A 21,368-nucleotide genomic window follows, 5' to 3' on the forward strand; every position below is an offset into this window, starting at 1 on the left:
CTATTAATATTTTGACGAATGATAAGGTATTCAAGGCAGGGTTAAGACGTAAGATGCGAAAAGCAGCCATGGACAGAAAGTATCTGGCGTCAGTCCTTGCTGGGAGCGGGCTTTCGTAATCTTTCCCTGCCGGAGCGACAGCTTGCGGAAAGGTCGTGCAACTACAAAGCAACAAACAGACTACGGCGGGAATTATTTTTTTCATCATCCATTACCACGAAAACAGCGGCCATTCTTTGGCGACTGTGGTGAGTTGTGGCGCATCGAAAACGGCTTGTGGCGAGACCACCGTTTCCTCAAGCGGAATATTTTTCCCGTAACGTTCTTTGAGCTTCGCCTGAACCAGCGGGTTGCTGAGATCGAACTCTTTCAGTTTTTGCTGTTCACCCACGCGCATCCCCAGCGCATTCTGGTAAACCTTCCACACCACTTCCGAACAGTACTGGCGATCGTCGCTCCATGAGAAGCTGAAATCGTACGGTTTTCCGAGATAACGTTTTGCCGTTTGCGCCAGTTTTTGCTGTTGTTCAACACTCAGTCCGCCTTCAACGCGGCGAACAACGTATTTACCCTTTTCACCATGGGCGATCCACTGCTTGAGCGGGGTGTATTTCACCGGGCCGACCGCTTCAAAAACGTAGGGCTTTTTGTTACGCATCACCAGCATACCGGTGTGGCTGTAATCGGAATGGGTCGCCAGTTGGATCGCTTTACTTTGCGATGAGCGAGAGATTTGAAAGATGATGTCGCCAGTTTGCGGCTGCCAGGCAAAGGCAGGCACAGAAACCAGCAGGTTGAGGATCAGTAGCCTGTATTTCATAGTTAAACGTCCATGTATGAAAAAAGCGGCTGGTTAACTCCGCGCCGCTCTTTTCCGCTTTAGTATTCCCACGTTTCCGGGTTAATCCCCATCTCACGCATGATCTCTTTTGCCGCTTCCGGGATTTCGTCGCTGCGCTCTTTACGCAGGTCGGCATCATCCGGCAGAGGTTGCCCGGTAAAGGCATGCAGAAACGCTTCGCACAGCAGCTCGCTGTTGGTAGCGTGACGCAGGTTGTTCACCTGACGACGCGTGCGTTCATCGGTGAGGATTTTTAACACCTTAAGAGGAATGGAAACCGTAATCTTTTTGACTTGTTCACTCTTCTTGCCGTGCTCAGCGTATGGGCTGATATATTCGCCGCTCCATTCAGCCATGAGATACTTAATCCTCTTCGTCAATAAATTGAGATCAGACCACACAATTTATGTGGGTACTGACCGTAAACCCGCATAGTTTACCGTACAGGCGTTACCGTGACATCGTGTAATGCACCTGTCGGCGTGATAATGCATATAATTTTAACGGCTATTTGGGATTTGCTCAATCTATACGCAAAGAAGTTTAGATGTCCAGATGTATTGACGTCCATTAACACAATGTTTACTCTGGTGCCTGACATTTCACCGACCAAGCCCAGGGAACTTCATCACATGACGCGTAAACAGGCCACCATTGCAGTGCGTAGCGGGTTAAATGACGACGAACAGTATGGTTGCGTTGTCCCTCCCATCCATCTTTCCAGCACCTATAACTTTACCGGATTTAATGAACCGCGCGCGCATGATTACTCGCGTCGCGGCAACCCAACGCGCGATGTGGTTCAGCGTGCGCTGGCTGAACTGGAAGGCGGTGCTGGTGCAGTGCTGACTAATACCGGCATGTCTGCCATCCACCTGGTAACGACCGTCTTTTTGAAACCTGGCGATTTGCTGGTTGCGCCGCACGACTGCTACGGCGGCAGCTATCGCCTGTTCGACAGCCTGGCGAAACGCGGCTGTTATCGCGTGCTGTTTGTTGATCAAGGAGATGAGCAGGCATTGCAGGCTGCACTGGCAGAAAAACCCAAACTAGTACTGGTAGAAAGCCCAAGTAATCCATTGTTACGCGTCGTGGATATTGCGAAAATCTGCCATCTGGCAAGGGAAGTCGGGGCGGTGAGCGTGGTGGATAACACCTTCTTAAGCCCGGCATTACAAAATCCACTGGCATTAGGTGCCGATCTGGTGTTGCATTCATGCACGAAATATCTGAACGGTCACTCAGATGTAGTGGCTGGCGTGGTGATTGCTAAAGACCCGGACGTTGTCACCGAACTGGCCTGGTGGGCAAACAATATTGGCGTGACGGGCGGCGCGTTTGACAGTTATTTGTTGCTGCGCGGTTTGCGAACGCTGGTGCCGCGTATGGAGCTGGCGCAGCGCAACGCGCAGGCGATAGTGAAATATCTGCAAACCCAGCCGTTAGTGAAAAAACTGTATCACCCGTCGCTGCCGGAAAATCAGGGGCATGAAATTGCCGCGCGCCAGCAAAAAGGCTTTGGCGCAATGTTGAGTTTTGAACTGGATGGCGATGAGCAGACGCTGCGTCGTTTCCTGGGCGGGTTGTCGTTGTTTACGCTGGCGGAATCATTAGGGGGAGTGGAAAGTTTAATCTCTCACGCCGCAACCATGACACATGCAGGCATGGCACCAGAAGCGCGTGCTGCCGCCGGGATCTCCGAGACGCTGCTGCGTATCTCCACCGGTATTGAAGATGGCGAAGATTTAATTGCCGACCTGGAAAATGGCTTCCGGGCTGCAAACAAGGGGTAAAAATGAGTGTGATTGCGCAGGCAGGGGCGAAAGGTCGTCAACTGCATAAATTTGGTGGCAGTAGTCTGGCTGATGTGAAGTGTTATTTGCGTGTCGCGGGCATTATGGCGGAGTACTCTCAGCCTGACGATATGATGGTGGTTTCCGCCGCCGGTAGCACCACTAACCAGTTGATTAACTGGTTGAAACTAAGCCAGACCGATCGTCTCTCTGCGCATCAGGTTCAACAAACGCTGCGTCGCTATCAGTGCGATCTGATTAGCGGCCTGCTACCCGCCGAAGAAGCCGATAGCCTCATTAGCGCTTTTGTCAGCGATCTGGAACGCCTGGCGGCGCTGCTCGACAGCGGTATTAACGATGCGGTGTATGCGGAAGTGGTGGGCCACGGTGAAGTGTGGTCGGCGCGCCTGATGTCTGCGGTACTTAATCAACAAGGATTGCCTGCGGCCTGGCTTGATGCCCGCGAGTTTTTACGCGCTGAACGCGCCGCGCAGCCGCAGGTTGATGAAGGGCTTTCTTACCCGTTGCTGCAACAGCTACTGGTACAACATCCGGGCAAACGTCTGGTGGTGACCGGGTTTATCAGCCGTAACAACGCCGGTGAAACGGTGCTGCTGGGGCGTAACGGTTCCGACTATTCCGCGACACAAATCGGTGCGCTGGCGGGAGTTTCCCGCGTAACCATCTGGAGCGACGTCGCCGGGGTATACAGCGCTGACCCGCGTAAAGTGAAAGATGCCTGCCTGCTGCCATTGCTGCGTCTTGATGAAGCCAGTGAACTGGCGCGTCTGGCGGCCCCCGTTCTTCACGCCCGTACTTTACAGCCAGTTTCTGGCAGTGAAATCGACCTGCAGCTGCGCTGTAGCTACACGCCGGATCAAGGTTCCACGCGCATTGAACGCGTGCTGGCTTCCGGTACTGGCGCGCGTATTGTCACCAGCCACGATGATGTCTGTTTGATTGAGTTTCAGGTGCCCGCCAGTCAGGATTTCAAACTGGCGCATAAAGAGATCGACCAAATCCTGAAACGTGCTCAGGTGCGCCCACTGGCGGTTGGCGTGCATAACGATCGCCAGTTGCTGCAATTTTGCTACACCTCGGAAGTGGCCGATAGTGCGCTGAAAATCCTCGACGAAGCAGGATTACCTGGCGAACTGCGCCTGCGTCAGGGGCTGGCGCTGGTGGCGATGGTTGGTGCAGGCGTCACCCGTAACCCGCTGCATTGCCACCGCTTCTGGCAGCAACTGAAAGGCCAGCCGGTCGAATTTACCTGGCAGTCCGATGACGGCATCAGCCTGGTGGCAGTACTGCGTACCGGACCTACCGAAAGCCTGATTCAGGGGCTGCATCAGTCCGTCTTCCGCGCAGAAAAACGCATCGGCCTGGTATTGTTCGGTAAGGGCAATATCGGTTCCCGCTGGCTGGAACTGTTCGCCCGTGAGCAGAGCACGCTCTCGGCGCGCACCGGCTTTGAATTTGTGCTGGCAGGCGTGGTGGACAGCCGTCGCAGCCTGTTGAGCTATGACGGGCTGGACGCCAGCCGTGCGCTAGCCTTCTTTAATGATGAAGCCGTCGAACAGGATGAAGAGTCGCTGTTCCTGTGGATGCGTGCCCATCCGTATGATGATTTAGTGGTGCTGGACGTTACTGCCAGCCAGCAGCTTGCTGATCAGTATCTCGATTTCGCCAGCCACGGTTTCCACGTCATCAGTGCCAACAAACTGGCGGGAGCCAGCGACAGCAATAAATATCGACAGATCCACGACGCGTTCGAAAAAACCGGGCGTCACTGGCTATACAACGCCACCGTCGGCGCAGGTTTGCCGATCAACCATACCGTGCGCGATCTGATCGACAGCGGCGACACTATTTTGTCGATCAGCGGGATCTTCTCCGGCACGCTCTCCTGGCTGTTCCTGCAATTCGACGGTAGCGTGCCGTTTACTGAGCTGGTGGATCAGGCGTGGCAGCAGGGCTTAACTGAACCTGACCCGCGTGATGACCTCTCCGGCAAAGATGTGATGCGCAAGCTGGTGATTCTGGCGCGTGAAGCGGGTTACAACATTGAACCGGACCAGGTGCGTGTTGAATCACTGGTGCCAACCCATTGCGAAGGTGGCAGCATCGACCATTTCTTTGAAAATGGCGATGAACTTAATGAGCAGATGGTACAACGGTTGGAAGCGGCCCGTGAAATGGGGCTGGTGTTGCGCTACGTGGCGCGTTTCGATGCTAACGGCAAAGCGCGAGTAGGCGTGGAAGCGGTGCGAGAAGACCATCCGCTGGCATCACTACTACCGTGCGATAACGTCTTTGCCATCGAAAGCCGCTGGTATCGCGACAACCCGCTGGTGATCCGTGGGCCAGGCGCAGGGCGCGACGTCACCGCCGGGGCGATTCAGTCGGATATTAACCGTCTGGCGCAGTTGTTGTAGTGATTATTGAACAAAAGCTGGCAGTTGCCAGCTTTTGTTGTCACCTCTAAACCACCTCCTGCGGAGGTGGTGATTGATTGTCATTTTGCCTTTGGTCAGTGCCCCGGTAATAAGGGGGCTTTTGTGTTGAGCGATGAATTCACAGTGTGAATGGTGAAGTTATTTATGACAATTACAAAATGGCATTAAGTAAAAATATCTAAAACATCACCTGATTTAAAATTGATAACCAATAGTAGTATAGGTTCCCCATCCTGTGTTTTTTAATTCAAATGGACCATCTCCGAAGTTAACTTTCTCCCCAGCATTCCATTGTCCACCGTTGTGAAAATAACGTAGTGTAAATGCAAATTTCCAGTGTTCATATAGCAGGGAAAGGATATGGCTTGAAGCAATAGCATTACTGGTTCGTTTATTATTGTGTGATTTGTCCGCAAGATCGGATCCAAAATCAAAGTTAGTAAAACTATTGTATACCAATCGCCCTCCGAATAAATGGGTAAGAGGAATGCTATATTTTATTTTGAATCGATATCCGTCCCATTCATTTTCATTAGCGGCACCATAGTTTTGCCACTGATACTTGGCGTATATATTGGCAGAAAGCTTAATTGGTAGACCCGTGTCGATATCTGTACCAAGCCCCATATACCATGTACTTTGCCGGGATGACTGGTTGTCACCCATATCATAGACATAGTTGTTTGCAATGAACCATTCTTTAAAAGGGCCGAACGCAAGATTTAATCCGGTCAATTTGTCAATGGAAAACCGAGGTTCTATTTCCGTAAATAGTGGTGAGCCCTCATCCCAGATCCCAACATCATAGTGACTGCCGACGCCAAAGAATTTTGGTAGATCAACATAACCATAAAAATCAAACCAGTCTTTTCTTCCTGCTACAGTATATTCAGGGTAGAGGTCGTTAGTCAGCCTTGGGCCAAAGCGAGAGTCTGTGCGACCAATGACATTCAAGCTTTGATGTAACCAGCCTTCCTCACTTTTAATTTCCTGAGCGTTTCCAATGCAAGGTATTAATAGAATCGATAAAGCTATCCCGTGCTTTTTTATACACATAAATATATCTCATTATCTATTGTTGATTTAGAGAAAATAATGCCATTCAGTGAATGAATGGCATTATAATTTTTTTATTATTTGCTAACGTCCACCCGCATTTCATTTACCTGTGCAGGCGTAATCTTGTGGCCTTTCTTCAAATAATCGATCACGACATCGGACATGTTTTTTCCGGCGCGGACCTGAACATTTTTCCCTTCTTTGAATGCCAGAAAACCATCGCCCCCCAGTGCAAGGAAAGTCGTTGTTGCAACATGGTAAATATTCGTATCAACGATCTCTTCACCATTAATTTTAAAAGATACTATGCGCTGACCTACTGGTTTCTGCGGGGTATAGCGCATTTCTGCGCCTTTTGACATTTGCAGGATGCCATTGGTAAGCGATGCCCCGTGTTCCAGTAGGTTACGCAGATCCTTACCGCTGAGATCCATTTCAGTAAGTTCATTCTTGAAGGGGAATGTACTGGTAATGTCGCCAAAGGTAATCGTGCCTGCATTTATATCCGCACGTAAGCTGCCGGAGTTTATCAATGCAATCTGTGCAGTCGGAGCAGCGACAAGCATTGCATCGGTAAACAGGTTGCCTAGTTGCGATGACTCACCATAGGCGCGAGTTAATGCAATCGATGATTCACCCACTGGTTGGCGTACAATATCCGCCAGTTTTTTATTCCAGCCATTGATAACTTTTTGTGTCGTTGGATCGGGTATCTATTCATCGGCATAAACTGTTTTCAGCTCAAAGCTCTTCATTTTATGGGTACGAGCTGTAGGGTTGACATCAAGGACTAATTTACCAATATCGATACCGCCACTATCAGTCGAAAGGATTAAGGTGTTGCCGACTTTGATTGGTTCTGGCGTTCCGACGTGGGCATGCCCGGTAATCAGAATATCCAATCCTTTCACCTTGCTAGCGGTTTGAATATCTTTATCAAGAGCGCGTCTAACATCTGTATTGCCAATGCTGGACTGACGCGCCGGAACGCCTTCATGAACCAGCGCCACAGTGAGGTCAACCTTATCACGTAACTCGTCGATATAATGCTGCAAATACTTCACTTCATCACGTGCTTCAATCCCCTGATTCTTAAGGGTCTCGGAAGATTTATCAAAGCGGTTATTATTGTCATTATCGAGTCCCTGGAGAGAGAGCTCCGAGACCGTATCATTAAATGCAAATACGCCGTGTAGCCCAATAATACCAATCTTGATGCCATCTTTTTCCAGGATGGTGTAGGGCTTGTTCCAGAAGGTTTTTTCACTCTCTTTATGATAAACATTGCCCAATAAAACAGGAAAATTCGCTTTGCTTAATTGTCGCAGGGCATTATCCCAGCCATGGTCAAACTCATGATTACCGATTGATACTGCGTCAAAAGGCATGGTATTCATAATGTCAATTATTGCTTCGCCCTTTGTCAGACTGCTGATATAAGGGCCGGTGAAATAGTCTCCAGCATCAAAATAAAAGGTGGCTTTATTTTTCGCTTTCTCTTGTTTTACTAAAGTAGATATATTGGCAAAGCCGCCAATGTCGCGTTTTCCGTCTGCGATATACGGCACTTTATAAGAATCCACATGAGCGTGAAGATCATTTGTATAAATAATCGTGACATCCTGCGCCATGACCGAGACCGAAAAAATAGTCAGCAATGTTGCGGCAAGTAAAGTACGCTGCACTGTTTTCATTCGCATTCCTTGTTAAATAAATAGACTGATAAATGATATTTTATTTGGCGACGTCCATGACTCGTTTAGTTAAGTCTGGGGTGACAGGTTTATGATTTTTGAAATAATCGATGATAGATTCCGCCGAGGTTGTTCCCGGTATCGTCTTCACATTTTTTCCATTCAAAAATGCTTCAAAACCGTCACCACCACTGGCACAAAAGGAGTGCGTGGCAATACGATATGTTTGATTATCTTCCACGGGTTTGCCGTTAATGGTGAAAGAGATTAACCGTTGGTTGAGTGGTTTTTTGCTGTCATAGACAACCGCAACGCTTTTTGAAACCTGTAACACACCGTTAGTTAGATTGGTTGCATGCGTCATCAATGATTTGAGATCGCGGCCCGTCAAATCCATCTCGATGAGGTCATTATTAAAGGGGAATGTGCTAATAACATCTCCCAGTGTGATATCACCTTTAGGAAAATCAGCTCGCATCCCACCGCTATTTTGAAATCCGGCAATGGCATCAGGTGTTTTTTCCATCATTGCATCTAGAATAAGGTTACCGGTAGAAGAAGAACTGCCATACTCACGTGTTAAAACTACGGGAGAATGGCCGACAACTTCCTGTGTTATTTTGTTAAGCTTTATGCTCCATTTATCGATAGTATTTTGAACGATGGTGTCAGGTTTAAATTGATCTGCAAAGATGGTGATTAACTCACCATTATAACTATCAATTTTCTTTGTTTTCGGATTGTAATCAAGCACAAGTTTTCCGATGTCGGTGCCGTATGCATCGGTAGATACAATTAATGTGTTATTAACTTTTATTGGTTGCGGTGTTCCGACATGTGCGTGACCGGTAATTAAGACATCAACACCATTCACTTTTTTAGCTGTCTCAATATCTGCCTGTAGTAGCCGCTCCACATCTTTACTACCAAAGCTTGATTGACGCGCCGGAACACCTTCGTGAATTAGCAAAACGGTAATGTCGACTTTACCTTTTAATTCTGCAAGTGCTTTATTTAAATATTTAATTTCGTCTCTGGCTTCTACGCCTTCACGTGCTTTTGCCGCGACTGTATCATAGAAAGCGAATGCACCATGCAATCCAATCACACCAATCTTTAAACCATCTTTTTCGATAATGGTCCACGGATGATCCCAAACTGGTTTATTTGTATCGGTGTAGTAAATATTTCCCAGCAGAATGGGGAATTTTGCTTTTGATAACTGAGATACCATATTGGGCACGCCGTGATCGAACTCGTGATTACCAACGGACACCGCATCAAAGGGCATGGTGTTCATGATATCAATAATAGCTTCACCTTTGGTCAGGGTACTGATATACGGACCGGTAAAATAGTCGCCTGCATCAAAGAAAAAGACATCTTTGTTTTTTTTCTTCGCTTCATTAACGATGCCTGCAATATTAGCCATACCACCTACAAGTCTGTTCTTATCAACAGCGGGAATTTTTGCCGGATTGACATGTGCGTGAATATCATTCGTATAATAAATAGTAACGTCCTGAGCTAGTATACTGTGAGAAAACATCACGCTGAATATGACTGATAAAGTCGTAAATACAGTTCTCATCATCCCTCCTTGATAGGGGTTGTTACATTGGTTGAATTATTTAAATAAAAGGAACACCGTGTCTTATTTTTATGTAAACATAGGTCAGGAAAGTATTATGTGATCTTAGTAACAAATAATGTTATTAATTAAACATTGACTGTGATTATATTTTTCAGTCATACATTCATATATTTAATTAAATGAGAAATAGTGATCCCATTAATTTATGGTCGTTTGTCGAGTGTATTGACTAACAAGATGGAGTGAGCGATTCATTGTATTTTAACGCCAGTGAGGTCAGCATTTTCGTTACGCGACCTGCGGATAATAACGCGCTTTGGGTAAAGTCGTGTTGGTCTGTCAGCCATGTGATAAAGCAACGACTGGTTGCCAGAGAAACATTTGCGCCCCTTTCTAAGGAGACTCCTGTGAGCAGGCAGACCATCTTGCTGTTATTCCCCTGCCCCCAGCGTTGCCACTGATTTTGCCACCAACCATGGTATGTCGTTCCCTGAAAATGCCAGGGAATATCAGCATTACGGTCGCTGATTTCTTCCTCTACGAACCAAAGTTCGCCTTGTTGTTGGCGGAACTGATCTGCCCAGGCTGTAATAATTGCGCCTCTCAGAAAACATTCGTGTGAAATGATATGCGTTTTGACATGTGGAAAGCGGATTTTCAGTATTCTGAAATGCCCGTGTGCCGTGATAACCGGGCGTAGTATGGCTCCCTTGCCGTTGCGCTTGAGCACAGCACTGCCATACTGAATTTCATCGAACTGGCTCCGGCGCAAGAATTGTGCTTCACGCATATCTACCCTCTGCGCAATATCGCTATGGTGCTCAGTTGGTTCTGTATTGCCTCTGTAACTGTACCGCAGACTGTCTCCTGTCTGATGTTGCGTATAATTCGTGGAGAGATGAAGGATGTTGCCACGAGTGGCGTCAAGACTGACTAAAACATAGAGCTTTTGTACTGCGCTGGCTCCTTGAAAGGGCATGAACAGTTGAACGGTTTCAATGGACTGGGGATACGTAATTTCTCTTGCTGGCTGCTGTTTCGGAGTCCAGACTTTTTTGCATGAACGGCATTGAACGCGTTGTGTTCCCTGCGGGTTGTGGCCATAAAAAATCTTTTCTTTACAATAGCATGATGGACAAAAATGCCCTGTTTCTATGGCACACGCAGTCATGTGAACTGACAACCAGTCACGAAATTGTTGTTCATCAAACAAAGGGGGGTAACTTCCGCATGCCTGGCAGTGCAGTGCCGGAAAACCCAGTTTATAGTCTGGCCAACTGTAATCTTCCGATGAGGCCAATCCCAAATTTCGACAACCGAACGTTTTACAGACATTAATCGCAAACAGATTTGACATATATCACCAACGATTTCATAAGGTCGTTGATTTTGTCCTACAGTTATCGCCTCTGGATGTGAGTATTCTCACATAAAAAAGCCTTTCAGAACGTAATGTAGCAATCCTTTATCTCACTGGAAGGGATTGTTTATGAAAATTAAAATGCTTGCTGCGGGTATCGCATTAACACTGCCGTTTTGGGCTTGCGCCAAAGATGTCACCATCATTTATACCAACGACCTCCATGCACATGTAGAGCCTTATAAAGTGCCGTGGATTGCTGACGGTAAACGAGATATTGGCGGCTGGGCAAATATCACTACGCTTGTTAAACAAGAAAAAGCTAAAAACAAAGCGACCTGGTTTTTTGATGCGGGTGACTATTTTACCGGGCCGTATATTAGCAGCCTGACTAAAGGCAAGGCGATTATCGATATTATGAATACCATGCCGTTCGATGCGGCCACTATAGGTAATCATGAATTTGATCACGGCTGGGACAATACGTTATTACAGTTGAGTCAGGCAAAATTCCCGATTGTGCAGGGTAATGTTTTTTATCAGAACAGCAGTAAATCATTCTGGGATAAGCCCTATACCATCATTGAAAAAGACGGCGTGAAAATTGGCGTGATTGGTTTGCACGGTGTATTTGCCTTTAATGATACGGTATCTGCGGCAACGCGAGTGGGTATTGAGGCGCGTGATGAAATTAAATGGCTACAACGTTATATCGATGAACTCAAAGGCAAGGTTGATTTGACCGTTGCGCTGATTCACGAAGGTGTTCCGGCCCGCCAGTCCAGTATGGGGGGCACAGATGTGCGCCGCGCACTGGATAAAGATATTCAGACGGCAAGTCAGGTGAAAGGGCTGGATATTTTGATCACCGGGCATGCACATGTGGGTACGCCGGAACCGATTAAAGTCGGCAATACGTTAATCCTCTCCACTGACAGCGGCGGGATTGATGTGGGTAAACTGGTTCTCGACTACAAAGAGAAGCCGCACACTTTTACGGTGAAAAACTTCGAGCTTAAAACCCTTTACGCCGACGAGTGGAAGCCCGATCCGCAAACAAAACAGGTGATTGATAGTTGGAATAAAAAGCTGGATGAAGTCGTGCAGCAAACGGTGGCGCAATCGCCAGTTGAATTGAAACGTGCCTATGGTGAATCGGCTTCTCTCGGGAATCTGGCGGCGGACGCTTTGCTGGCAGCGGCGGGTAAAAATACCCAGTTGGCGTTAACCAACTCTGGCGGTATCCGCAATGAGATCCCGGCGGGTGCAATTACGATGGGTGGCGTCATCAGTACCTTCCCGTTCCCCAACGAACTGGTGACGATGGAACTCACGGGTAAACAATTACGCAGTTTGATGGAACACGGCGCAAGTTTAAGTAATGGCGTTTTACAGGTATCGAAAGGCCTGGAAATGAAGTACGACAGCAGCAAGCCGGTTGGTCAGCGGGTTATCTCGCTGACTCTGAATGGCGAACCGATTGAAGATGCGACGGTTTACCACATTGCCACTCAGAGTTTCCTTGCTGATGGTGGAGATGGTTTTACCGCGTTTACCGAGGGTAAAGCGCGCAATACGACGGGCGGTTATTACGTTTATCACGCGGTGGTTGATTACTTTAAAGCGGGTAATACCATCACGGATGAACAGATCAACGGTATGCGCGTGAAAGATATCAAGTAAAAGTACGTATTGAGGCTGCCTTATCCGTATATGCAATAACGTAGGCGGATAAGAGCAGCTGGAATATGATGTATTACCAACCAGAATCGCATATGGAGATGCCTGGAGCCTTCTTCCCTCTTCTTTTAAGTAAAACGACATAGGTGGTCTGCGCTCAGTCTAAAAAGTGGCAGGGTGCGGACGAGGTTTTCCCTGCGAAAATCATCGCATGATGAATTTGCGGGGGAAGCGCATGATAAATAACGATCCACTTTTTGCATTGATTAACCAGGAGCAACAGCGCCAGCAGCAGTCGCTGGAACTGATTGCCTCGGAGAATTTCGTAAGCCCCGCCGTTCTCGCGGCGCAGGGGTCGGTGTTAACCAATAAATACGCCGAAGGTTATTACCAGCATCGCTATTACGGCGGCTGTAAGTTTATTGATGAGGTTGAGATGCTGGCGATAACCCGCGCGCAGCAGCTCTTTGGCGCGCGTTACGTCAATGTGCAGCCTCACTCCGGCAGCCAGGCGAATCAGGCGGTCTATCTGGCGTTGCTGAAGCCCGGCGACAAAATTCTTGGCATGAGCCTGCAATGCGGCGGGCATCTCACGCACGGTTCTCCGGTCAATCAATCCGGCAAATGGTTTAACGCCTTTCACTATGGCGTCGATGCCCATAGTGGCCTGATTGATATGGATGAGGTCGAGATGATCGCGCTACGCGAGCGCCCACGGTTAATTATTGCCGGAGGATCGGCTTATCCACGCCACTATGATTTTGCCCGTTTTCGCCGCATTGCCGATGCCGTTGATGCCATTTTGCTGGTGGATATGGCGCACTTTGCCGGGCTGGTGGCGGGCGGCTGTTTTCCTTCGCCGCTGGCGTATGCTGATGTGGTCACCACCACCACGCATAAAACGTTGCGCGGGCCGCGCGGCGGCATGATCCTCACCAATGACGCCAGGCTTGCGAAAAAAATCGACAGCGCCATCTTTCCCGGTTTGCAGGGCGGGCCGTTGATGCACGTTATCGCGGCGAAAGCGGTGGCGCTTGGCGAGGCATTACAACCAGAATTTAAACGTTACGCCGGGTAGGTTATCGACAATGCGCAGGCGATGTGCCAGCAACTGGCGCAGCGCGGTCTGACGCTGTTAACGGGCGGCACCGACTGCCATCTGGGGATTATCGACCTGCGCCCGCAGGGGTTAACCGGCGCACAGGTGGAGTACTTTCTCGAACTGGCGGGGATCACGGTCAATAAAAACACCCTGCCGGGCGATCCGCAGCCGCCGTCGATTACCTCCGGGGTCCGTATTGGCAGCGCGGCCTGCACCACGCGTGGGATGAAGGCGGATGATTTTGTGCTTATTGCTGACTGGATAAGTGAAATCATTTTCGCCATCAACTCGTCAGATATCGCAGGCATTTGCGCCGATATTGAGCAAAAAGTAATACAACTAACCAACCGCTACCCGTTGTCTTATCAATGATGACTTCTACTGAAATCCAGGCGGCGTGCGGCGTTATGTGCGTCAATCTCGCCGCCATCGTCGATAATTATCGCACGCTGGCGCGCCATGTTGCCCCTGCGCAATGTGGCGCGGTGTTGAAAGCCAATGCCTATGGTCTGGGGGCGGAGGCGATTGCGCCCGCCCTGTATGCGGCGAACTGCCGGATCTTTTTTGTGGCACAGCTTTCGGAGGGCGTGGCGCTGCGTAAAATCCTGCCCACTGATGCGATGGTGGTAGTGCTTAATGGGGTTATGCCGGAGGCGATGGCGTATTGTTACGCGCAGCAGATCACGCCATTGCTCAATTCCATTGACCAGGTGATGGCGTGGCTTACGTTACTGGAAACGCGCCAGCAGCGGCGTGCGGTGATGATCCAGCTCGATTCCGGTATGTCGCGGCTGGGCGTGATGCCGCAACAACTGATGCGTCTGGCGGCGATATTTCGTGAGCGTAACTGGCCTGCGCCGGACTATATCATCAGCCATCTGGCGAACGCCGACAGGCCGGATCATGCGTTAAATGTGGCGCAACACGCGCTATTCCAGCAGGCAAAAACGGTTTTCCCCAGCAGCCGATTTTCGCTGGCGAACTCCTGCGGAATGTTTTTGCAACCAGGTTGGCGGGAAGATCTCTGCCGTCCGGGGATTGCGCTGTTTGGCGTCGCCCAGCCGTGGTTTTCCAGGCCGCTAAAACCGGCTTTTACGCTGACGCTAACTATTCTGCGCGTGCAGGATGTCCCGGCGGGAACGCCAGTTGGCTATGGCAGTACGATTACCGCCACGCGTCCGCTGCGTATCGCTACGATATCCGCGGGTTACGCGGATGGCGTTCCGCGAAATATGCGTCCTCCGGCGGGCGTATGCTGGCGCGGCGTGCGGTTACCGGTATTGGGGCGGGTTTGTATGGACAGCTTTATGGTCGATGCCAGCGCCGTCACGCCGACAGCGGGCGATAAGGTGGAATTTATTGGCGCAGGCCAGACGCTGGAACAGGTTGCCGCTGCCTGCAACACCATCCCGTATGAGATTATGACCCGGCTGGGCGCACGTTTTCAGTGCATAATGCAGCCCGCAGACGCTTGACGCCCTGTTCAATCTCGTAGGGGGTAAAGGCGGCAAATCCCAGCAGCCAGCCCGCGGGCGCGGGGTGCGTCAGCCAGAACTGGCGCATTCCGGCGATGTTTAACCCGGCGCGGCGCGCGGCATTTAGCGTCTGTTGCTCATCAATACCTTCATGCAGCCAGCAGGGCATTTGTAACCCACCGGATGTCACCACTGGCGTGACCCATTCACTTAAGTGTTGATGAATAGCCTCTGCCAGGCTCGCCTGTCGCACTGCGTACATACTGCGCATGTTGCGAATATGGGCGGCAAAATGACCGGACTCGATAAATCGCGCCAGCGTTAGTTGGGATAACGCAGGCGTTGCGCCATCAAGCAAATTACGCGCGGCGGCAAAGTGCGCAGCCAGCGACGTCGGCACCACCAGATAACCGATGCGCAGGCCGGGATAGAGCGTTTTGCTGAAAGTGCCGACATACAGGGTGCGTTGCTCGCAGTCTAACCCTTGCAGACAGGCGACGGGCGCGCTGGTGTAGTGAAATTCGCTGTCGTAGTCGTCTTCGATAATCCATGCATTGTGCGCCTGCGCCCAGGCAATCAGGGCATGACGCCGCGCCAGCGTGAGCAAATGACCGGAAGGAAACTGGTGCGAGGGCGTGACGTAAACCAGCGGCGCGGGCGGCAGTTTATCCACCCGGATCCCGGCGTCATCCACTTCAACGGGAAGAAGATTAAGCTGTGCGGCAGAAAACGCCTGACGCGCGCCGGGATAGCCCGGATTTTCCATCGCCACCGACTGTCCGGCCTCTGCCAGCAGTTGCCCGCACAGCCAGAACGCCTGCCGTGCGCCGCTGACAATCACAATCTGCCCGGCATCTACCTTCGCGCCGCGTTCAAAATTAAGGTAATGCGCAATTTGCTGGCGCAGCTGTGGCTCGCCCTGCGGATCGCTATTTAACATCAGCGTATGCGCCTGCTCACGTTGGATCTGGCGGGAAAAGTTCTGCCAAATGTTTAGCGGGAAGTTTCGCGTTTCCGGCAGGCCAAGCGTAAAGGTCTGCATCTGGCGGGCATCGAAAGAGACTGCGCGATCGGCAATTGGCTGCCAGCGAGCGCTTAAAGCCGGTACTTGTCCGGGCGAGGGTGGTTGCGCATGCTGGCCCTGAATATGCGGTATCCCCTGGCGGCTGGCGAAACTCCCGGCCCCCTGCCTGCGAGCCATAAAACCGTCGCGGTGGAGCTGGGAATAGGCATTTTCGATGGTATCTCTGGAAAGGTGCAGTTGCTGGGCCAGTGCGCGAGCGGACGGCAGTTTTGCGCCATCAGACAACGCGCCAGAAATCACCAACTGACGAAAAGCCTGATACAAACGCAGATGCAGCGGCAGGCTACGCCACTCTTGCGCGGCGATCATGATTTGTATCGACTCGAAATTCCCAGTGTTCATCAATACGTTTTTATTCCTTGCGTTAAGCAATTCATTAGCTTGACTCGAGCATAACTTCTTGTCCTGAAATATAATTTTTACTCATAAACGAATTATTCTGCGATAAGAAGTATAATTGTCTCCAATGTCATCCATATATTCTAATTCGTCCGTATGTTTATTATATCCTTTGTAATAAGTTGCCACAGGCAAGAATCCTAATACAACATTAGCACCTCCGCAGAGATTGCACCCACCATCGCCACCTTTCAGAAGAATATCTTTATCATTAATAATTTCCTGAAGATAGGGATCAAATGCAATCTGCAACCCAAACTGATTAGGCCATTCTATATCCCAGGTTGTTGGTTCTTCTGAAGTAATAAATGGGATTTTCATTTGATAGTCGAAATTATTCCCCCAGCGCCAGAGTGTCCTGGAACCACCGCCACATAAATATTCCCATTCATCTTCGCTCGGAAGATCAAAACTATTGCTTTGGATATTTTGAAGTAACTCATCATAGCTAATTGATTCATATATTTGTGCAAATAAATCCCCATCTATATATTGTAATTTCAATCTTGCGTTTAATTCGTGAACTCCAGGATTAATTTTTTCCATATAATCAGACAGAAATTTTTGCAGCATGCTGTTCTCTGTGATGCGGGGGTCCGTAAGAGATACTTCCTTCCAACTTGGTTCGGCGTGAACGTTTCTTTCAACCAGCATCGGGGAAATTGTAACCTTCCTGACAGGTGTGCAAGAGTCGGTGAGATAATTATTCAAATCTAAACCTTCTGGTTCCAACATCTCTTCAAATTCTTGTTTTGTCGGACCATCCATATTATTGAGACTGGCATCCCACCCTAATATTACTGTATCCCCGGGGACAACAACAAATTCATTGCCATCTTTATATTTAAAAACACCTGTTTCAGTAGATTGTCCAAATGCTGAAAATGTCTCTATTCTGTCAAAAGTAAAATCAGTTAAATGGGCTAGCTTTTGTAACAACAGGATCTTTTTTTCATCTTTATTTAACTTATTATATTGAACTTGAGTATTAAGATACATGCGCTATTCCTCTGGTAAATAAAATTATTTCATAAATTATCACTGTTTGTATAACCGTGACTATTGATATAATCCTAAAATTACACGCTTTAACACTCGTTGCACCGGTTAATAGAAAAAATAATTAAACAAATAAATATCATCTTAAATGAGGTATATTCCACATGTTCAGGTACGAGGAACTTTGGCCTTTATCCTGAATTTTTTTCATCTTCCCTGATTTTTCCTCACCATCATTGGTCATTTTTCGGTTGACGCCCTTCAGCTTTTCCTTCATCTTTACATCTGGACGTCTAAACGGATAGATGTGCACAACACAACATATAACTACAAGCGATTGATGAGGTAAGGTATGAGCTTTTTTCACGCCAGCCAGCGGGATGCCCTGAATCAGAGTCTGGCAGAAGTCCAGGGGCAGATTAACGTTTCGTTCGAGTTTTTCCCGCCGCGTACCAGTGAAATGGAGCAGACCCTGTGGAACTCCATCGATCGCCTTAGCAGTCTGAAACCGAAGTTTGTATCGGTGACCTATGGCGCGAACTCCGGCGAGCGCGACCGTACGCACAGCATTATTAAAGGCATTAAAGATCGCACTGGTCTGGAAGCGGCGCCGCATCTTACTTGCATTGATGCGACGCCCGACGAGCTGCGCACCATTGCACGCGACTACTGGAATAACGGTATTCGTCATATCGTGGCGCTGCGTGGCGACCTGCCGCCGGGAAGCGGTAAGCCGGAAATGTATGCTTCTGACCTGGTGACGCTGTTAAAAGAAGTGGCAGATTTCGATATCTCCGTGGCGGCGTATCCGGAAGTACATCCGGAAGCGAAAAGCGCCCAGGCAGATTTGCTTAACCTGAAACGAAAAGTGGATGCCGGAGCCAACCGCGCCATTACTCAGTTCTTCTTCGATGTTGAAAGCTACCTGCGTTTTCGCGATCGCTGCGTCTCGGCAGGCATTGATGTGGAAATTATTCCGGGCATTTTGCCGGTTTCGAACTTTAAACAGGCGAAGAAATTTGCCGACATGACTAACGTGCGTATTCCGGCGTGGATGGCACAAATGTTCGACGGCCTGGATGACGATGCTGAAACCCGCAAGCTGGTGGGCGCAAATATCGCGATGGATATGGTGAAGATTTTAAGCCGTGAAGGAGTGAAAGATTTCCACTTCTATACGCTTAACCGCGCTGAAATGAGTTATGCGATTTGCCATACGCTGGGTGTTCGTCCTGGTTTATAAATAGTGCGCCTTTTGTGAAAATCACACTGTGATCACAAATTTTAAACAGAGCACAAAATGCTGCCTCGAAATGCGAGTGAGAAAATAAGGTAGTCAGCCTTGTTTTCTCCCTCATTTCTTGAAGCTTACGAAGCTAAAACCTTTTTTATAAAGCATTTGTCCGAAATCGGACATAATCAAAAAGTCTTAATTACGATCAATTTGATCTACATCTCTTTAACCAACAATATGTAAGATCTCAACTATCGCATCCGTGGATTAATTCAATTATAACTTCTCTCTAACGCTGTGTATCGTAACGGTAACACTGTAGAGGGGAGCACATTGATGAGCACGTCAGACGATATCCATAACACGACAGCCACTGGCAAATGCCCGTTCCATCAGGGCGGTCACGACCAGAGCGCGGGTGGGGGCACAACCACGCGCGACTGGTGGCCAAATCAACTCCGTGTTGACCTGTTAAACCAACATTCTAATCGTTCTAACCCGCTGGGTGAGGACTTTGACTACCGCAAAGAATTCAGCAAATTAGATTACTACGGCCTGAAAAAAGATCTGAAAGCCCTGCTGACAGAATCTCAGCCGTGGTGGCCTGCCGACTGGGGCAGCTACGCCGGTCTGTTTATTCGTATGGCCTGGCACGGTGCGGGTACTTACCGTTCCATCGACGGACGCGGCGGCGCGGGTCGTGGTCAGCAACGTTTTGCACCGCTGAATTCATGGCCGGATAACGTCAGCCTCGATAAAGCGCGTCGTCTGTTGTGGCCAATCAAACAGAAATATGGTCAGAAAATCTCCTGGGCAGACCTGTTTATCCTCGCGGGTAACGTGGCGCTGGAAAACTCGGGCTTCCGTACCTTCGGTTTTGGTGCTGGTCGTGAAGACGTCTGGGAACCGGATCTGGACGTTAACTGGGGTGATGAAAAAGCCTGGCTGACTCACCGTCATCCGGAAGCACTGGCGAAAGCACCGCTGGGCGCAACCGAGATGGGCCTGATTTACGTTAACCCGGAAGGCCCGGATCACAGCGGCGAACCGCTTTCTGCGGCAGCAGCTATCCGCGCGACCTTCGGCAACATGGGCATGAACGACGAAGAAACCGTGGCGCTGATTGCGGGTGGTCATACGTTGGGTAAAACCCACGGTGCCGGTCCGACATCAAACGTAGGTCCTGATCCAGAAGCTGCACCGATTGAAGAACAAGGTTTAGGCTGGGCGAGCACTTACGGCAGCGGCGTTGGCGCAGATGCCATCACCTCTGGTCTGGAAGTGGTCTGGACCCAGACACCGACCCAGTGGAGCAACTATTTCTTCGAGAACCTGTTCAAATATGAGTGGGTACAGACCCGCAGCCCGGCTGGCGCAATCCAGTTCGAAGCGGTAGACGCACCGGAAATTATCCCGGATCCGTTTGATCCGTCGAAGAAACGTAAACCGACAATGCTGGTGACTGACCTGACGCTGCGTTTTGATCCGGAGTTCGAGAAGATCTCTCGTCGCTTCCTCAACGATCCGCAGGCGTTCAACGAAGCCTTTGCCCGTGCCTGGTTCAAACTGACGCACAGGGATATGGGACCGAAATCTCGCTACATCGGGCCGGAAGTACCGAAAGAAGATCTGATCTGGCAAGATCCGCTGCCGCAGCCGATCTACAACCCGACTGAGCAGGACATTATCGATCTGAAATTCGCGATTGCGGATTCTGGCCTGTCTGTCAGCGAACTGGTGTCGGTGGCCTGGGCGTCTGCTTCTACCTTCCGTGGTGGCGACAAACGTGGTGGTGCCAACGGTGCGCGTTTGGCATTAATGCCGCAGCGCGACTGGGATGTGAACGCCGCAGCCGTTCGTGCCCTGCCAGTTCTGGAGAAAATTCAGAAAGAGTCTGGCAAAGCTTCGCTGGCGGATATCATTGTGCTGGCTGGTGTGGTTGGCGTCGAGAAAGCCGCAAGCGCCGCAGGTTTGAGCATTCATGTCCCGTTTGCGCCGGGTCGCGTTGATGCGCGTCAGGATCAAACTGACATTGAAATGTTTGAGCTGTTGGAGCCGATTGCTGACGGTTTCCGTAACTACCGCGCTCGTCTGGATGTTTCCACCACTGAGTCACTGCTGATTGATAAAGCACAGCAACTGACTCTGACCGCGCCGGAAATGACCGCGCTGGTGGGCGGGATGCGTGTACTGGGTGCCAACTTCGATGGCAGCAAAAACGGCGTCTTCACTGACCGCGTTGGTGTATTGAGCAATGACTTCTTCGTGAACTTGCTGGATATGCGTTACGAGTGGAAAGCGACCGACGAATCGAAAGAGCTGTTCGAAGGCCGTGACCGTGAAACCGGCGAAGTGAAATACACGGCCAGCCGTGCGGATCTGGTCTTTGGTTCTAACTCAGTCCTGCGTGCGGTGGCGGAAGTTTACGCCAGCAGCGATGCCCACGAGAAATTTGTTAAAGACTTCGTGGCGGCATGGGTGAAAGTGATGAACCTCGACCGTTTTGACCTGCTGTAATCTAACCTTCTTCAGCGACTGTCTGTCTGGCAGTCGCTGAAGTTTCTTTACCAGCGTATAGTGTCCACAGGAAAACTACAC

At 49.7% G+C, this 21,368-nt stretch carries 12 protein-coding genes and 4 pseudogenes; 8 read left to right on the top strand and 8 right to left on the bottom strand.

Annotation, left to right across the window (positions count from 1 at the left end):
• Window positions 1–119, top strand: a pseudogene (locus BEB42_RS23335) (ISAs1 family transposase); the annotation flags it as partial.
• Window positions 120–211: 92 nt separating this feature from the next.
• Here the strand turns inward: BEB42_RS23335 and BEB42_RS23340 are convergent.
• Both BEB42_RS23340 and metJ read right to left on the bottom strand, forming a co-directional pair.
• A complete protein-coding gene (locus BEB42_RS23340) occupies window positions 212–820 on the bottom strand; it encodes a YiiX family permuted papain-like enzyme (RefSeq protein ID WP_000877394.1) in 609 nt (202 codons plus the stop codon).
• 59 nt (window positions 821–879) lie between these two features.
• Window positions 880–1,197: a met regulon transcriptional regulator MetJ gene (gene metJ, locus BEB42_RS23345; protein ID WP_000852812.1), complete on the bottom strand. Its 318-nt coding sequence runs from the start codon at window positions 1,195–1,197 to the stop codon at window positions 880–882.
• A gap of 276 nt (window positions 1,198–1,473) precedes the next feature.
• On the opposite strand from metJ, the gene metB reads away from it, so the two are divergent.
• Together metB and metL are read left to right on the top strand one after the other, a co-directional pair.
• Window positions 1,474–2,634, top strand: a complete 1,161-nt coding sequence (gene metB / locus BEB42_RS23350; RefSeq protein ID WP_001353720.1) for a cystathionine gamma-synthase — start codon at window positions 1,474–1,476, stop codon at window positions 2,632–2,634.
• A 2-nt stretch (window positions 2,635–2,636) separates the two neighbouring features.
• A complete protein-coding gene (gene metL / locus BEB42_RS23355) occupies window positions 2,637–5,069 on the top strand; it encodes a bifunctional aspartate kinase/homoserine dehydrogenase II (RefSeq protein WP_000110774.1) in 2,433 nt (810 codons plus the stop codon).
• Window positions 5,070–5,300: 231 nt separating this feature from the next.
• Here the strand turns inward: metL and BEB42_RS23360 are convergent.
• The 4 genes and pseudogenes from BEB42_RS23360 to BEB42_RS23375 form a co-directional block, all read right to left on the bottom strand.
• Window positions 5,301–6,146, bottom strand: a pseudogene (locus tag BEB42_RS23360) (nucleoside-specific channel-forming protein Tsx); the annotation flags it as partial.
• Between the two features lie 77 nt (window positions 6,147–6,223).
• Window positions 6,224–7,843 (bottom strand): annotated as a pseudogene (locus BEB42_RS23365) (bifunctional metallophosphatase/5'-nucleotidase).
• A 40-nt stretch (window positions 7,844–7,883) separates the two neighbouring features.
• On the bottom strand, window positions 7,884–9,434 hold the full coding sequence (locus BEB42_RS23370; RefSeq protein ID WP_001261170.1) for a bifunctional metallophosphatase/5'-nucleotidase: 1,551 nt from the start codon (window positions 9,432–9,434) through the stop codon (window positions 7,884–7,886).
• Between the two features lie 232 nt (window positions 9,435–9,666).
• The gene (locus tag BEB42_RS23375; protein ID WP_074501000.1) at window positions 9,667–10,794 is read right to left on the bottom strand and encodes a cytoplasmic protein; all 1,128 of its coding nucleotides are present in this window, start codon (window positions 10,792–10,794) and stop codon (window positions 9,667–9,669) included.
• Between the two features lie 132 nt (window positions 10,795–10,926).
• Between BEB42_RS23375 and BEB42_RS23380 the strand changes: the two genes are divergently transcribed.
• From BEB42_RS23380 to BEB42_RS23390, 3 genes and pseudogenes are all read left to right on the top strand, one after another.
• Window positions 10,927–12,480, top strand: a complete 1,554-nt coding sequence (locus BEB42_RS23380; RefSeq protein WP_000694758.1) for a bifunctional metallophosphatase/5'-nucleotidase — start codon at window positions 10,927–10,929, stop codon at window positions 12,478–12,480.
• A 211-nt stretch (window positions 12,481–12,691) separates the two neighbouring features.
• Window positions 12,692–13,951 (top strand): annotated as a pseudogene (locus BEB42_RS23385) (serine hydroxymethyltransferase).
• On the top strand, window positions 13,948–15,054 hold the full coding sequence (locus tag BEB42_RS23390) for an alanine racemase (protein ID WP_024218704.1): 1,107 nt from the start codon (window positions 13,948–13,950) through the stop codon (window positions 15,052–15,054). The pseudogene BEB42_RS23385 and the gene BEB42_RS23390 overlap by 4 nt, the downstream one beginning before the upstream one ends.
• Here BEB42_RS23390 and pdxR read toward each other — a convergent pair.
• Together pdxR and BEB42_RS23400 are read right to left on the bottom strand one after the other, a co-directional pair.
• Window positions 14,999–16,480, bottom strand: coding sequence for a MocR-like pyridoxine biosynthesis transcription factor PdxR (gene pdxR, locus BEB42_RS23395; RefSeq protein WP_074501001.1), 1,482 nt, complete (start codon window positions 16,478–16,480; stop codon window positions 14,999–15,001). The genes BEB42_RS23390 and pdxR overlap by 56 nt on opposite strands.
• Before the next feature lie 81 nt (window positions 16,481–16,561).
• Window positions 16,562–17,536: a hypothetical protein gene (locus BEB42_RS23400; protein WP_000281214.1), complete on the bottom strand. Its 975-nt coding sequence runs from the start codon at window positions 17,534–17,536 to the stop codon at window positions 16,562–16,564.
• 352 nt (window positions 17,537–17,888) lie between these two features.
• Here BEB42_RS23400 and metF point away from each other — a divergent pair, with 352 nt between their 5' ends.
• A complete protein-coding gene (metF, locus tag BEB42_RS23405) occupies window positions 17,889–18,779 on the top strand; it encodes a methylenetetrahydrofolate reductase (RefSeq protein WP_000007523.1) in 891 nt (296 codons plus the stop codon).
• 327 nt (window positions 18,780–19,106) lie between these two features.
• Window positions 19,107–21,287 carry a catalase/peroxidase HPI gene (gene katG, locus BEB42_RS23410; RefSeq protein WP_001296626.1) on the top strand — a complete coding sequence of 727 codons (2,181 nt, stop codon included), beginning with the start codon at window positions 19,107–19,109 and terminating at the stop codon, window positions 21,285–21,287.
• Window positions 21,288–21,368: the final 81 nt, after the last annotated feature.

It is taken from the genome of Escherichia sp. MOD1-EC5990 (assembly GCF_002965285.1).
GTDB classification, from domain to species: domain Bacteria; phylum Pseudomonadota; class Gammaproteobacteria; order Enterobacterales; family Enterobacteriaceae; genus Escherichia; species Escherichia coli_F.

Coding starts and splice junctions, on each gene's coding strand:
- metB (WP_001353720.1), top strand. CDS start 1,474: ATGACGCGTAAACAGGCCACCATTGCAGTGCGTAGCGGGTTAAATGAC.
- metL (WP_000110774.1), top strand. CDS start 2,637: ATGAGTGTGATTGCGCAGGCAGGGGCGAAAGGTCGTCAACTGCATAAA.
- katG (WP_001296626.1), top strand. CDS start 19,107: ATGAGCACGTCAGACGATATCCATAACACGACAGCCACTGGCAAATGC.
- metF (WP_000007523.1), top strand. CDS start 17,889: ATGAGCTTTTTTCACGCCAGCCAGCGGGATGCCCTGAATCAGAGTCTG.
- BEB42_RS23390 (WP_024218704.1), top strand. CDS start 13,948: ATGATGACTTCTACTGAAATCCAGGCGGCGTGCGGCGTTATGTGCGTC.
- BEB42_RS23370 (WP_001261170.1), bottom strand. CDS start 9,434: ATGAGAACTGTATTTACGACTTTATCAGTCATATTCAGCGTGATGTTT.
- metJ (WP_000852812.1), bottom strand. CDS start 1,197: ATGGCTGAATGGAGCGGCGAATATATCAGCCCATACGCTGAGCACGGC.
- BEB42_RS23400 (WP_000281214.1), bottom strand. CDS start 17,536: ATGTATCTTAATACTCAAGTTCAATATAATAAGTTAAATAAAGATGAA.
- BEB42_RS23375 (WP_074501000.1), bottom strand. CDS start 10,794: ATGTCAAATCTGTTTGCGATTAATGTCTGTAAAACGTTCGGTTGTCGA.
- BEB42_RS23340 (WP_000877394.1), bottom strand. CDS start 820: ATGAAATACAGGCTACTGATCCTCAACCTGCTGGTTTCTGTGCCTGCC.
- pdxR (WP_074501001.1), bottom strand. CDS start 16,480: ATGAACACTGGGAATTTCGAGTCGATACAAATCATGATCGCCGCGCAA.
- BEB42_RS23380 (WP_000694758.1), top strand. CDS start 10,927: ATGAAAATTAAAATGCTTGCTGCGGGTATCGCATTAACACTGCCGTTT.